This window comes from Pedobacter sp. (assembly GCF_040513095.1).
Classification (GTDB): Bacteria; Bacteroidota; Bacteroidia; order Sphingobacteriales; family Sphingobacteriaceae; genus Pedobacter.
The window spans coordinates 17,635-31,250 of sequence record NZ_JBEVDX010000164.1; the positions used below are offsets into that span (position 1 = coordinate 17,635).

Here is a 13,616-nt window from a genome sequence, read left to right on the forward strand (position 1 = left end):
GCTACCCGGGGTGTGTTCCGCTGGTAACGTAGCTTCCCAGACCTGCCATAACTATAACCACAAAAACCAGAAAACCTATGCCGGCATACTTTTGAGATTCAAGAAGTGCAGCCATGATAAGCGGACCTGAGCCATAACCTGCGAAAAGTATTCCGCTGCCAATAGCGAAAAGTGTGCCGGCAGAAAGGCCAGCCTTAGGAAGTTTAAGGATTCCAATAAACAATGGCTGGGAGAACGAGAAACCCAGCGACATCAACGCAAGTAAACATTCCGCCAGCCAAAGCGGCAGATGCTGCATCATCACAAGCAGACCCAGAATCGTCAGCGCAAGTCCTGAGTAAAGGATTCTGATCCCGCTGGTATCCTGATTTATACGGAAGAGCAGTATCGCGACCGTTAATCCAGGCAGCCCGAAAATAAATAAGGCGGTACCCAGATCATATGCCCCCAGTTTGTATTGTAAGGTAAAGTAGTAACTGATCCAAACAAATACCCCTGAATGAAATACGCCTGAAAGAAACACAAAGCTGTAGATCTTTCTGCCTTTCCAAATGATATGAAGATTGGATTCTCTCTTAACCATACGTATCTGCCGGTAGCTGATACTTTTGTTTCTTCTGTTGAACATGATAAACAATAACCACAGGACTGCGGATATCATCCCTACCACCTGAAACAGAGAACGCCAGCCCAATGATTCATTCAGCCATCCACCAATGCTGGGCGCAAAGGTCATTCCTGTGGCCAGAGACAGTATAATTCTTATCATATTGCTGAACGATTCCTTTTTATCAGCTGATCTGGTTGCCAGCACAAGTGCAGATGGGAGCATAGTACCCGTGCCGACGCCGGTCAGCATTCTATTGAGAAGGAAAACTTCTGCAGATCCGACGGTACTCAGCAATAAGGAACCCGAACTCATTGCGAGGAGCGAGAGCGCTATCCACCACTGAGGTTTCTTAAATGTTGAAGGGGACAAGACCATGCATGCTGCTGCGGTGGCAAACGGAATTGCAAAGGCGGGGATAGCCATGTTTAAAAGCGACGAATTGAATTCCCCGGTGTAAGCCGGTAGCAAAGGCGCAATGCAGTAGAGCTGAAACATCAGCAGGAAACATGAGGTACCTAAAAATATGTTAAGTAAAGCATTCTGGTTTTTCGCGGGTGTCTTCATTACAAATATCTCTTACGAATCAAATTTCGCTTTTGAGCTCATGTAATGTATATGAAGGAAATCATGTGTGTTATCAGATGACTGATAAGTTGTCTGATAACACACATTTATCCCCGGCTCTCAGGGATTGCCGGTAAATTCAATTGTATCACTCAAAATAATATTGTCTGATGCTTTGCCGATCATTACTTTAAATGTTCCTGGTTCAGTAACACGTTTCATCTGTCTGTTCCAGATTTGGATATCCTGTTCAGCAATCTTAAATCTGACCGTTTTTTCTTCACCCGGCAACAATTCAATTTTAGTAAAACCACGGAGAGATTTTACAGGAGTGCTTACAGAGTTTACTTTTTCGCCTACATAAAGCTGCACTACCTCTTTGCCTTTTATGCTTCCTGTGTTTTTTATTTTGCATGAAACCTCGACCTGCCCGGCTTTCCCAAAACTTTTTGCAGAGAACTTCAGATCGGAATAAATAAAATCAGTATAACTCAGGCCATAGCCAAATGGAAAGAGGGGCGCAGTGGATGAGTAAACGTAATCACGACCGGGCTTATCGGGCGTACCCGGCTCCCTGTTGTTTCCTTTTGAGGAATTTACATAGTTATAAAAGACAGGGATGTGTCCAGAGGATTGTGGGATGCTCATGTTCAGGCGTCCTGATGGGTTTACTTTTCCAAAAATAATGTCTGCCATTGCATTTCCGCCTTTTTCACCGGGATACCAGCCTTCAATTATAGCAGGAATATTTTCTTTTTCCCAGGCAATGCTCCAGGGCCTTCCCTGGATTAAAACAAGGATAACAGGTTTCCCGGTTTTATAGATGGCCTGCAGCAGTTCTCTCTGTACGCCCTGGGGATCAATGTCAGTTACATCATAACCTTCGCCGCAGGTAAAGGGATCGGTTGGTTCATCTTTTCCTGCTTTCCCGTTCCAGCCTATGCCTTGAAATACTACACTTGTCGTACCCAAAACCACAACCGCTATATCACTTTCCTGTGCTGCGGCTACGGCTTTTTCAATACCAGAACGGTCATGTCCCGAGAGTTCGCATCCCTGGGCGTAATTCACTTTTATGTCTTCGCCCACAAACTGTCTTATACCCTGCAGCACCGTAGTGCCTGAACGGTTGTCGCGGGTATAGCTATAATCGCCATACTGCACCTTGTCCGAATTTGGTCCGATAACAGCAATTGACTTGAGTTTCTTAACGTCCAGTGGCAACAGGTTATTCTGATTTTTTAGCAATACTATTGATTCTTCGGCTATCTTTCGGGATAGGGCTACACTCGTGGCGGTATGGAGTTTGTTGTTTATGCCTGCAGAATCGGCCAGTCCTTTTTCAAACAAGCCGGCTTTGAATTTGGCCGTCAAAATTCTTTTTACAGCAGCATCAATCTGTTTTATATTGATCGTACCGGCACGTAGCATCTTTGCAAGGTCTTTGTACACATCTGGTCGCGATGCTTCCACATCCACCCCGGCATTTAGTCCCAGCACTGCTGCTTCATGAGGACCTTTGGCTACCTGATGAAAATTGTAGAGTTGGGCCAGAGCGCCATAATCCGAAATCACATAACCACTAAATTTCCATTCCCTGCGCAGAACCTGATCAAGCAGAAAAGTACTGCTATGTGCCGGAATCCCATCGATCTCATTGTATGATGGCATCAGGGAATAAATATTACCCTTTCTGACAATTTCTTCAAAAGGTGCCAGGAACATTGTCCGCAATTCCCTTTCTCCTATAGGTGTGGGCGCTAAGTTGACACCGCCCAATCCATAACTGTATCCCGCAAAATGTTTTGCCGTTGCCATAATCTTATTCGGAGCAATGGCAGACTTAGTTTGAGACGGCATTCCCTGTAAGCCGGTCACAAATGCGTAGCCCATTTTACTCACAAGGTATGGGTCCTCAGCAAAACATTCTTCAACTCTGCCATACCTTGGATCGCGGATCAGATCAAACAAAGGCGATAGCGCCTGGTCTATCCCCATTGTTGTAGCTTCTTCTGCAATGATACCTCCCATCTGGTATATCAGCTCTGGATTCCAGGTTGATCCCTGTCCGATCGTCTGGGGAAAAATTGTTGATCCTGCTGCAAGAACGCCATGAAGACCTTCGCCGATCTGGATAGGGGGGATCCCCAGCCGGGTTTTCTCGAAAGCGTGTTTTTTGGCTTCAGCCGATTCGAAAGCGATATCCTTTGCAGTGATGAAAGGACTTTCCAATACGCCATAACCAATATTGCTTTGCAGGGATTCTTTTAATGAGCTCATGTTCATCTGCCCAACTTTTTCTTCCAGTGTCATCCGTGCCATCAGGTCTTTTACCCTTGTGGCTACGGGTGCTTTACTGTTTTTGTACAACTGGGCAGAGCCCTTCAGGCTGGCAGTGCTTAATGCAACTATCAGTATATATTTTTTGATCATAAAATATTAAAGTATCTGATAGAATAATTTCCCTGATTAATATATTCAGATGATTATTCAATTACTATGTCAAAAATAATATTTTAGGTTAACTTTACAGCTGAATAATCTTCTTACTACTTAATTCTATAGTTGTTTATCAATCTATTAGCAGGATGTTTGAATATATGATACAGGCACTTGACCTGTACATGAACCCGTAAACAACTACTATTGAATCCATAATGAACTCGTATTTCAGCAGGGCTTGGTGAGGGGTTGCTGAGGGGTTGCCGAATGCCCCGCTATATTTACCCTGAACGACCCTTGAGCAACCCCTCAGCAACCTCTGATCAGGTACGGGTTCAATATGAGTTCAGGATGTTTTCAAACTGAGTTTATGTACTGTTAAAACAGGTTGAAATTACAGCCAATGTAGGTGTTGAATGAAATAGATAGCAATGCCATTGTTTAAATGACATTGCTATAAAGTTGTACTATTTACCGCCCAATTCAGTTAAAATTCTATGTGTAATAGCAACATGTTCCTTAAATACCGCTAAAGATAAGGTGGCCAAATGCCTGCCCTGATTTTCGGCAGCCCCTGCTAATTTACCTTTGCTTATATAACTTGAGGCAAGGTCGCGCAAGAACTCATGGTTCTCAAGTTGTGCCGCAATGTATACTTTATCAAACTCAGGTCCTGCCGGAGTATTTTTAATTTTCATAAGTGTAGCCTTTGCTTTTGCATCCATCGGTGGCACTGCTGTACCAAGATCTTTCAATACACCGGTAACAGCTAAAGCTTCCGCCAGTTCAAACCCTGCAAATTCTTTTGCATTTTTATTGGTTGCTTTTGTTACAGCAATCTGGCTTGTGGCAAGTGAAAGTTCAGCTGGCCCAATTACGCCCATTCTGAATTCTTTTTCATTCGAAGCAGTTGCATCTCCGCTCAAGGTTGTTTCCTCTGCTGCTGCATCAGAAAAATTTAGAAATGATGCTGCTAGCGATAATCCTGCAGTCATAGCTATTGTACCTGTGAGAGATTTCTTAACAAAATCTCTGCGTCCTGTGTTATTTGTATTCATTATTTCTAGGTTGATTTACTTGGTCAACAGTATAATACAGGTATTGTTTCTCATATGGAGCACATACAACCTTTGGTGATGCTATATTTCTTATCGAATGCCTGGCGGTGGCATTGATTGTGGCATCTAAAAATTTTTAGCAAAAACCTTATTAAGCTGAGCCCCTGCCGTTAAGGATACATTGGGTACTCCATTGTTAAAAGTCATTTTAAACTCGGGGATCAATTTTTCCTTACTGAAATCAATCAGCTCACCTTGCAACATATAGCGTTTGATTTCTTCGGCCACATTTTTACCTGGCAGGTAAGGAGCAATTACTGCACAAAAATCTTCCGCAGTTATTTTTCGCATACCCTGCTTCTTGTCATATTGAAATAAGGCAAGTAAGAAATGCCTGATGGTCTTTTTACCTTTAGAGGCAAGGCGGATCTGGTTATCCAGGTAGAAGGCATAAATCAATCCCCGTTGATAGGGCAAATTTTCGTAGTATTCGCTTATAAAGAAATTTGCCTGTATAGAATCACCAGGCATGGTCCTCACCGGACTTGTATAATGTGCGGTTAAATTGCCTTTGTTCATATGATCCAGAAAATTTTCCTGAGTAAATAAACCTGAAGCACTAAGGTTATAAAGGGCAATATAATCATTGAAACCTTCATTAAACCAATTGTTCTCCATAGCAACTTCCTTGTACTGCAAGCGTACACCTACCCAATTGTGGGAAACTTCATGGGCAATAACGCGTGTCTTTTCCAGATTCATTGGTCCACGGTACCGCACGCTAAAGGCGTTGGGCAAACCCATGCCAGTCATGGTTGGAGCAACATCATGTTGCAGGGGTATAGCGCTCATCATATAAAAAGGTACATCATCATCTGCCCAAAAGCTTCTGATAGTGGGAATGTATTTATTCATGAAACTTTTCAATTTGTCTGGAAGCCCACCTGTGCTGTCGCTTTTTGAGGTAAGTAAATAGTGCGGAGTTTTACCAAACATGTATTTGTCCACTACTAAATCTTTGCTCATTTGCATCAGCACCAGCTTATTGTCTGATTCAGTAAACGGAACTACTTGTAAATCGCCCGGTTTGGCCATCGGATCTGTGGAAATTACATATGGCATCCCTGCAGGATAGTTATCCCATACAATTCCAATTTTGCTATAGGCGGTGTCTGCAACTTCCATAAATACCTGAAAGCCCATTGTATATAAAAAACCTGGGTCTATAGTTGGGCGGAAGGCTTCGTCTGCCAGTACATGGCTCATATCAGAAAGCAATTTTCCATCTATTTCAGCATGCAATCTTTTGATTCCGGGACCAGTGTGATGAACAATTATTTGTCGTTCAGTAGGGTTAATCTTTAAATGATCGCCGTCCTTAACATTTACATTGCCTAAAATATCGAATATGTGAGACTGGCCACCTGCCCGTGGGTGTCCATAGACAAAGACAGTGCTGTCCTTGTCATGTGAATCATAAACTATGTCCATTTTTAATATTGTAGACACTCCATCCCATGAAAAATGATAGTCCATACGGTTTGCCGGGAGCTGACTTTGGGCAAAGCTAACCGAACATAAAAATGATAGTACCAGGGAAGAAAATAGGTGTTTTTTAAAGCGGGAGTAATTAATTATTGCTGACATGGAGGTTGAGTTGAAATTCTTTTGACCACAGCTACCGGGCTATTGGTGTATTTCATTCTTCAAAATTCGCCGTTCATTGCCTCAATTACTTTAACCAAGGTTAAAAAATGAATGCCCGGTGAAAAGAGAATTTTTAGTCTGCACAAAGGTCGCGAAATTGCTTGTATTTCACTCTTTAAAAGCTGAACCACCTTTCTTGAAAACAGCAATTGTATAATAAGGCAAAGATTATATATTTGATTAAAGAATAAATGAAGACATTGTAAAATTGACATTTCTTCCAATATATATTTCGATCGATTAAAAAAAAACCACATGTATGAATCAATCTAAGCTTTATTCCGCGAAATCTTGCTTTAACTGCTATGTTAGTAAATGCTTTTTAATATTGCTCTTACCAGTATTGTGTTCAAACTGTTTAGCCCAAAGTGTAAACTATAATTTGCCCACTTTGCTTTCGAAAGGTGTGATCACAGGGGAAAACAGAACGGTTCGTAAATTAAATGATAAAGCTGTTCAGCTGTCAGAAGCCGAAGGATATGGGGTTGCATGGTTACATGATTTGCGATTTTCTGATGGTACCATTGAAATTGACTTGCGTGGTAGAGATGTAAAACAAGGTAGTTTTTTAGGAATTGCATTTCATGGTGTATCTAAGGATACCTGTGAGGCGATCTATTTCAGGCCATTCAATTTTCTGGCAACAGATAGTGCCCAACGGAGTCATATGGTACAATATGTTTTCGAAAATCAATATGGATGGGAGCGTTTAAGAAATGAACATCCAGGGGTTTATGAAGGTCTGGTATCTCCTGCGATTAACCCCGGTGCCTGGTTTCATGTTAAGATTGAGGTTAAGGGGAAGGTAATTAAGGTTTATACCACTAACTCAAATACACCATGTTTAGTAGTAAATTCATTGAATGCTTTTCATGAAGGAAAGCTAGGTTTATGGGTAGGAAATACTTCCCCTGGGGACTTCGCTAATCTTACAGTCAGACGTAAGTAATGGTTTAAACTGGCAAGTACTGTCTTTTCTGAAAAATCGCAGTTTGTTCAGGAGCGTCCCGGCCGATTACCTGGATCAAAACCAACAGGGTAACATCAAACATAGCTTATGTGATACATCTCGGAGATATCGTTGACCATGGTGAAGATCAGTTATCGGAGTGGACAAATGCCAAAAATATTCTTTATCAGCTGGAAACCCCGGTAACAGGCTTACCAAATGGCATCCCCTACGGCCTGGCAGTTGGCAACCATGACCAGACCCCTAATGGTTTTCCCGGAGAGGGAGGCACAAATAATGGCTACGCCAAGTACTTTGGTAAAGACCATTTTCTGGGGCGTGCCTACTATGGTGCACCTTATGGTAGCTCAAATAATAACGATAACCATTACGATCTATTTACCGCCAATGGCACTGATTATATTTTACTGTACATTGAATACAATACTCCCGGAGATTCCGAATACAGCGCTGCCATTGAAGCTAATGTGATGAACTGGGCAGATGGTGTTTTAACAACCTATGCAAGCCGGAAAGCCATCATTGTGAGTCATAGTTTATTGAGACTGCCGGCAGGCAGCAATAGCGATATCCAGGGAGGAAGCGGCACAAATGCCGTAGCTGCTGCATTTACCAACCAGGGGCAGGTGATCTATAACAGGGTTAAAACACATGATAACGTTTTTCTGATGTTGGGAGGGCATGTATCGGGCGAAGGTTTCAGGCAGGACACATATAATGGACACGTAATCAAATCCTACTTGTCAGACTATCAATCAAGACAAAATGCCCCTTACAGCGGAGAATCCAGCAGAAACGGCGGCAACGGCCTGATGCGCCTGATGAGATTTAATAAAACAACTCAAACCCTTAGCGTTAGGACCTTTGCGCCAAAGACAGGGGCGAATATACTGGAGACGGATGGCGACAGCGAATTTTCGATGCCATTGTATAATTAGACGAAATAGAAGGCAAAAAAAAGAGATCATTTAGATCTCTTTTTCAATTATTTAGATAGATAGGTCATACCGCCATCAACAAGAATTTCGGAGCCAAGCAGGAAAGAAGAATCTTCAGAAGCAAGGAATACTGCTACTTTACCAATATCTGATGGCTGCCCGATCCTGCCTATCGGCATTAAGCCTGCAAACTGTGTTTTTACGGCTTCGATATGTTCTTCAGGAACGAATTTATCAAATGCAGGTGTGTCTGTAGTACCCGGTGTTATCACATTTACCCTGATCTTTCTTTCCAGTAAGTCATTTGAAAAACTTTTTGCCAGAAAGATCACGGCAGCTTTGGCAGCTCCATACAGGCCAAACGATGGATATGCACGATGTGCCGCATTTGACCCGATAAGTATCACAGATGCTCCATCATTCATAAAAGGTAGTGATTTTTGTACAGTAAAATACACGCTTTTCAGGTTGAGATCCATGGTCTTGTCGTAATCAGCTTCGCTTACATCTGCTACAGTTCCGGTTGTTCCCGCACCTGCATTAGCTACCAGTATATCTATCTTACCAAATTTTTCAGACGTTTCTTTGAACACCTTTTGCAGGTCGTCAAGGTTTGTGACATCTGCATTTATGGCGATAAAATTATCACCGAGCAAAGCTACCGAACTGTCTAAAGTTTCCTGATTTCTACCTACGATTACACCTTTAGCACCGTCATTTTTGAGTTCTTGTGCAATACCGAAACCTATCCCGCTATTACCACCTGTGATAACGGCTACTTTATTTTTTAATCTACTCATGATTTTCTTGTTTTAAGATTTACCCAAAGATGCAGTCCTGCCCCGGGCTAAATCTTACCAAAAGTCATTAAGTATGCTTACCAAATATCAATCTATTTTAATGCATTCTTCCTGATGCGGCTCAGGCTTTCGGGAGTTAAACCCAGATAAGAGGCGATCAGATTTTGTGAAAACCTTTGTATAAAGTGTGGGTAATCATTGACGAGTTCCGCGAACCGTTCTTCGCCTGTTTGACTGATAGCTGACTGCATCCTCTTTTGAGCTGCTATGGTATTATTCTGACTAAGCACGTTCTGCATTGCCGAAAAGGCAGGTATTGGCTTTATGAATTCCTCCACCACCGCGTTTGTAATTTGTAAGATTTCCATATCCTCCAGCGCTTCAATATTAAAGCGGCTTGGTTTCAAATGGTAATAACTTTCAAAATCCGCAAGCCACCAGTCCTCTACACTCAACTTCAGGATATGTTCATGCCCTTTCTCATCAACTGTATAAGTTTTGGCAGCGCCTTTCACGATAAAACCAGCGTATTTGCAAACATCGCCTTCCTGCAGAAAGTATTGACGTTTCCTGATTTTTTTGGGCTTAAAATGTGTTGTAATTATCTGCTTATCATCTGCTGAAAGCGTTTGGTCGGAAAGTTCTTGGATGTAATCAAAAAGCGCTTCAAAATTGGGCATTGTTCAATTGTATAATATCAGCAATTTACTCAATCTGTCCGACAAATGTCTTAAATATACAGTTCAATTTACACTGCAAGTTTGCTCTGTCAAGAGAAATGAATTATGCAAGTGAAGCTTTTCAATCTGCTCTACCTTTCCGTCCTGATATTCTTTGATTACCCAGCCATCCTTTACTGTCACCACATATTCCATCAGCTCCATTGCATTTTTAGCTGCAGCTTTGCCAGCACTTCTTGCTTTACTTACAACAATTCTTTTAGTTAAATATGCAAAGCCATCGCTGGTTGTCGATTTAGATATACCTTTTGGTTTATGTGCCATAATATTTAAAGATACAAAAACAACATCTTGTTTTAAAACATCAGCTTTAAAATGAGCACAATGTCCTTCTTATTTTTAACCGCCTCTCCAAAAAATGGCATGAATCACTTCAAAGGAATTAAGAAACTACTTATTCGGTTTTAGTTTGCCCTGCCTGTATAAAGTTCTAACCTTTTTGGATGATTTAAAAAGGCTGTCCCGAAAGAGGGACAGCCTATGACCACGAATCCTATTTCGTTAATTCGATCCTCCCCAGGTACTGAGTATCTGAAACCAGTTTATTATCTGCTGAGATCATAAACATGTAAAAGTGAACTTCACGGCCTTTCTTCCAATAATCTAAAGTGAATGTGAAATTCAAATCACTTCTCAGCGCTGCATTTTCCCAGGAAAGGAATCTGGATCTTTTTCCATTATCGTGATATATCACAATAACTGCCCTGTCATCCAATTGGGTGCATTTCTTTGGGGCAGGATTGAGTTTCCATGCTATTGTGACCTTGTACTCTGCATCAACAGATAATGCTGCTTCCCAGGCCTTCTGCGTAATCTTGATCGGATAACTCAATTTTACCTTTGCCATATCCAGCACAGAATTCTCCGGATCATTGGTTAAAGCATTATTAAAATTCCAGGAAACAGCAGCATTAATTGCGCTCATGTGGGAGCTTCTGGATTGCTGAAATCCCAAATTAATTACATTCAAGGCTGACCTTAAAAGAGAGACAACCTTACCAAAAGATGTGGTGTGCGATTTTTTCTTTCCCTTCAGTGGTTTTTTCCTGCGCGGTTTTTTGGGCATTGACCTTACAACAGCAACACCACGGGATTCGGTTACAACCACAGGGCCTACCTGACCGCTAAGGTCTCCTAATATCGATTTGTTTTTACTTCTTGCCATGATTACCAGTTTAATTGTCCGAGATAAATACTATTTGACAGATCTGAGCGGTCATTGGTGATAAATGAAATATAAATTTCTGCCACATGTCCTTTTTCGATCCCATTAAGGAGAAGTACATCCTTCCCCGCTCTGCGTTCCGCACCTCCGATTTTAGATTCAACTTCTTCAAGTGTGGGAAAATAAGCAAGCAAAATTACCTGATCTGTATGATGGCTAAGTTTAGCCTTAACATCAGTATTCCATGTAAATTCCAACCCTTCTCCAGTCATGTTAACCGAGATGTCTCTGGCAGCGGGCAAATTGCCCTGCGTGATCAAAAATCTGCGTAAATCAATTTTGCGACCGTTTGGCGTGGATTCCAATACCTTCCAAAGGTGGCTGGCCATCATGTTGTGGGTATTGTCTCCTTTCGCCTTCGCTAAATTTTGATACCCTACCGTTGCAATTTCTTCAAAGGGTTTCATAAAGTGCGAAATCATACCCATTACAGATTGGTTGACCTCCTGACTTGGAGTCGCTGCTTTGGTTCTTTTTTTGTTCTTGTTTTTTACGACAGTCCTGCCATCCTTTAGCTGGTAATAGGTCATGCCGTTGATCGTTCCTGAAAAGCCCACATAGGGGCCGGTTGTTACAATAGCCATAGCTAAATAAATTTAAGTGAATAATTAAACAATTAGTATTTCAACCAATCACTCAACTTAAATCAAATAAGGCAAGGCAAGGGCTATAACAAGGAGGTATTACGCATTTTGATCTAAGATTGAAAATTACAGGTCGAAAATTGGGTACAAATATAAGTGTTAAAATGCTGTTCTGCAAGTGATTAGTGAAATATTTATAGGTGTGGAAACATATAACCATTTTATTTTATGTTGATCTGATTTTGATGTCGCAGGGTATTCGGATCATGTTTCGTTCGTACACTGGTATATGTTAGAATAAAGGCGGATTAGTGATAAACAATACATAGACTATACCATATAGACCCTATATCGACCACAAAATAACCGCAACTAGACCTAAAGGGTAAATTTGGGGTTGTTTTGGAGTCAAGTTGTGGTCAAGATGGGGTCTACATAGTATAGTCTATGTCTAGTTGATCTATAGTGAGTATGTAGACTAACTAATAGCAGTATACGAACGAATACCAAATGATATCTTATGCTCAACAGGACAAAACCACCCGCCGTAGCCTTATATTTCGTATCTCTGGTCTAAGTTTATAATTTAAACTTGAACAAAATGTCTCTGTTATGATAGCTTTTAAGCTTTTTAAACTTACAAATGTAAATAAATAATTTCTCTATTGTTTAATTAAATCTTAATAGTTATATTTGTTGTAATAAAACAAACTGTATATGAGTAATTGTTAAACAATATAATTATTTTATAACATCTCTAAAAATTTGAGGTGTTCTATTTAAGAACCTCGCCAGGTCAATGTGGAAATTTACGGGTATGAGGATAAGTAGAGCACCGGGTTGCCTATATTTGCAATATATAGGTCCGGCGCAGCTTATTGTAGTACCCGAATAGTTTACTATTCCCCGATTTCCACCGGGTGTGACTTGGCTACAAGAACTGTTGCCGGATCTGTATTTGCAGAGGCCTATTTCATTTCTTGTAAATGGTTCTATTGAAAGTTTAATCAATAGTCCAAATGAAAGCGAAGAAAATTACAACCGCCAACAGTACCAACATCCCTACCCGCAGCTACAAAACCATTTATCCTTTTTACGGATCTATCCTGTCATGTTCATTTGATGAACTTCGGGATGGGCTGCATTCTCTTTTCAAACCACCAGATTAATCTCACTATTTAATCGGTAATAGGATTCTCCCTATCTGACCGGTTACCTGTTCTATTTTTCTAATCTTCTAAAATTAACATTATGAAATTAACGATGAAAATACTCGTTGTGGCCGTGCTATGTCTTTTTTCCAGTGCTTATGCCCAAAGTAAAAAGAAGGTCTTAGTCAACCCCCTGCAGGTAGGCCAGCGAATACCTGAAATGATCCTTGATCAGATACACAACCATCCAACCACACGATCAGACCTGGGAGACATGGTTCTGGGGTTTATGATCATCGAGTTGTGGTCAACAAAATCGGAGTCATGTGCTGCCAATTACGGGCGAATAGAAGATTTGGCATGCAGTAATGAATACGATGTTAGGGGCATCCGCATCACTCCAGAATCTCAATCTGAAGTGCTGTCATACCTGCTCAGGCATCCGCCTAAAGTACCATCCTGGATACCCTTAATCACCGATGACAAAGTGCTTAGTCGTCTTTTCCCGAATACTAAAGCTCCACAATACGTGTGGCTCGATAGGACCGGAAAGATCGTGGCTATGACCGGTCCCGAAGAAGTAACAGAAGAAAACATTGATCTGGCTTTTAACCAAAGGCCCATTTCAAAATCAGCTATAACAGCTGCGCTATCAACGAATGTTCAATAACTAACCCCCCATCAAATGGCATACATCAAAAACATTTCCGCCTTTCAATTATCAGGCATTTACCGCATCATGCTCAAAAGGATAGCTAAAGGATTTACTGCAGAACAGCTTGCTTTCCTGATAGGTGCACCTGAGCGTTACATTTCAGATGTAGAAT

At 41.3% G+C, this 13,616-nt stretch carries 13 protein-coding genes; 4 read left to right on the forward strand and 9 right to left on the reverse strand.

Annotation, left to right across the window (positions count from 1 at the left end):
* Position 1: 1 nt before the first annotated feature.
* The 4 genes from ABWY16_RS18520 to ABWY16_RS18535 form a co-directional block, all read right to left on the reverse strand.
* A complete protein-coding gene (locus ABWY16_RS18520) occupies positions 2 to 1,174 on the reverse strand; it encodes an MFS transporter (RefSeq protein WP_353906150.1) in 1,173 nt (390 codons plus the stop codon).
* A gap of 120 nt (positions 1,175 to 1,294) precedes the next feature.
* Complete coding sequence (locus tag ABWY16_RS18525; protein ID WP_353906151.1) at positions 1,295 to 3,607, reverse strand: glycoside hydrolase family 3 N-terminal domain-containing protein; 2,313 nt, start codon at positions 3,605 to 3,607, stop codon at positions 1,295 to 1,297.
* Between the two features lie 476 nt (positions 3,608 to 4,083).
* Positions 4,084 to 4,674: a DUF4142 domain-containing protein gene (locus ABWY16_RS18530; protein ID WP_353906152.1), complete on the reverse strand. Its 591-nt coding sequence runs from the start codon at positions 4,672 to 4,674 to the stop codon at positions 4,084 to 4,086.
* Between the two features lie 126 nt (positions 4,675 to 4,800).
* Positions 4,801 to 6,321, reverse strand: coding sequence for a M1 family aminopeptidase (locus ABWY16_RS18535; protein WP_353906153.1), 1,521 nt, complete (start codon positions 6,319 to 6,321; stop codon positions 4,801 to 4,803).
* 451 nt (positions 6,322 to 6,772) lie between these two features.
* Here ABWY16_RS18535 and ABWY16_RS18540 point away from each other — a divergent pair, with 451 nt between their 5' ends.
* Both ABWY16_RS18540 and ABWY16_RS18545 read left to right on the forward strand, forming a co-directional pair.
* On the forward strand, positions 6,773 to 7,330 hold the full coding sequence (locus ABWY16_RS18540; protein WP_353906154.1) for a hypothetical protein: 558 nt from the start codon (positions 6,773 to 6,775) through the stop codon (positions 7,328 to 7,330).
* Positions 7,331 to 7,404: 74 nt separating this feature from the next.
* Entirely contained in the window at positions 7,405 to 8,289 is an 885-nt protein-coding gene (locus tag ABWY16_RS18545) for a metallophosphoesterase (protein ID WP_353906163.1), read from the forward strand.
* A 47-nt stretch (positions 8,290 to 8,336) separates the two neighbouring features.
* Here the strand turns inward: ABWY16_RS18545 and ABWY16_RS18550 are convergent, their stop codons facing one another.
* From ABWY16_RS18550 to ABWY16_RS18570, 5 genes are all read right to left on the reverse strand, one after another.
* The gene (locus tag ABWY16_RS18550) at positions 8,337 to 9,089 is read right to left on the reverse strand and encodes an SDR family NAD(P)-dependent oxidoreductase (RefSeq protein WP_353906155.1); all 753 of its coding nucleotides are present in this window, start codon (positions 9,087 to 9,089) and stop codon (positions 8,337 to 8,339) included.
* A gap of 92 nt (positions 9,090 to 9,181) precedes the next feature.
* Positions 9,182 to 9,769, reverse strand: a complete 588-nt coding sequence (locus ABWY16_RS18555) for a Crp/Fnr family transcriptional regulator (RefSeq protein ID WP_353906156.1) — start codon at positions 9,767 to 9,769, stop codon at positions 9,182 to 9,184.
* 63 nt (positions 9,770 to 9,832) lie between these two features.
* Entirely contained in the window at positions 9,833 to 10,093 is a 261-nt protein-coding gene (locus tag ABWY16_RS18560) for a hypothetical protein (RefSeq protein ID WP_353906157.1), read from the reverse strand.
* A 229-nt stretch (positions 10,094 to 10,322) separates the two neighbouring features.
* A complete protein-coding gene (locus ABWY16_RS18565) occupies positions 10,323 to 10,994 on the reverse strand; it encodes a DUF6266 family protein (protein WP_353906158.1) in 672 nt (223 codons plus the stop codon).
* A gap of 2 nt (positions 10,995 to 10,996) precedes the next feature.
* Positions 10,997 to 11,638, reverse strand: a complete 642-nt coding sequence (locus ABWY16_RS18570; protein WP_353906159.1) for a DUF6266 family protein — start codon at positions 11,636 to 11,638, stop codon at positions 10,997 to 10,999.
* A gap of 1,019 nt (positions 11,639 to 12,657) precedes the next feature.
* On the opposite strand from ABWY16_RS18570, the gene ABWY16_RS18575 reads away from it, so the two are divergent.
* Both ABWY16_RS18575 and ABWY16_RS18580 read left to right on the forward strand, forming a co-directional pair.
* Positions 12,658 to 12,807 (forward strand): hypothetical protein, encoded by a 150-nt coding sequence (locus tag ABWY16_RS18575; RefSeq protein ID WP_353906160.1) that lies wholly within the window; start codon positions 12,658 to 12,660, stop codon positions 12,805 to 12,807.
* A gap of 109 nt (positions 12,808 to 12,916) precedes the next feature.
* Positions 12,917 to 13,459, forward strand: a complete 543-nt coding sequence (locus ABWY16_RS18580) for a TlpA family protein disulfide reductase (protein ID WP_353906161.1) — start codon at positions 12,917 to 12,919, stop codon at positions 13,457 to 13,459.
* Positions 13,460 to 13,616: the final 157 nt, after the last annotated feature.

Bases quoted from the DNA above. Each gene is read 5' to 3' on its own strand.
- ABWY16_RS18520 (WP_353906150.1), bottom strand. From the start codon at position 1,174: ATGAAGACACCCGCGAAAAACCAGAATGCTTTACTTAACATATTTTTA.
- ABWY16_RS18525 (WP_353906151.1), bottom strand. From the start codon at position 3,607: ATGATCAAAAAATATATACTGATAGTTGCATTAAGCACTGCCAGCCTG.
- ABWY16_RS18530 (WP_353906152.1), bottom strand. From the start codon at position 4,674: ATGAATACAAATAACACAGGACGCAGAGATTTTGTTAAGAAATCTCTC.
- ABWY16_RS18535 (WP_353906153.1), bottom strand. From the start codon at position 6,321: ATGTCAGCAATAATTAATTACTCCCGCTTTAAAAAACACCTATTTTCT.
- ABWY16_RS18550 (WP_353906155.1), bottom strand. From the start codon at position 9,089: ATGAGTAGATTAAAAAATAAAGTAGCCGTTATCACAGGTGGTAATAGC.
- ABWY16_RS18555 (WP_353906156.1), bottom strand. From the start codon at position 9,769: ATGCCCAATTTTGAAGCGCTTTTTGATTACATCCAAGAACTTTCCGAC.
- ABWY16_RS18560 (WP_353906157.1), bottom strand. From the start codon at position 10,093: ATGGCACATAAACCAAAAGGTATATCTAAATCGACAACCAGCGATGGC.
- ABWY16_RS18565 (WP_353906158.1), bottom strand. From the start codon at position 10,994: ATGGCAAGAAGTAAAAACAAATCGATATTAGGAGACCTTAGCGGTCAG.
- ABWY16_RS18570 (WP_353906159.1), bottom strand. From the start codon at position 11,638: ATGGCTATTGTAACAACCGGCCCCTATGTGGGCTTTTCAGGAACGATC.
- ABWY16_RS18575 (WP_353906160.1), top strand. From the start codon at position 12,658: ATGAAAGCGAAGAAAATTACAACCGCCAACAGTACCAACATCCCTACC.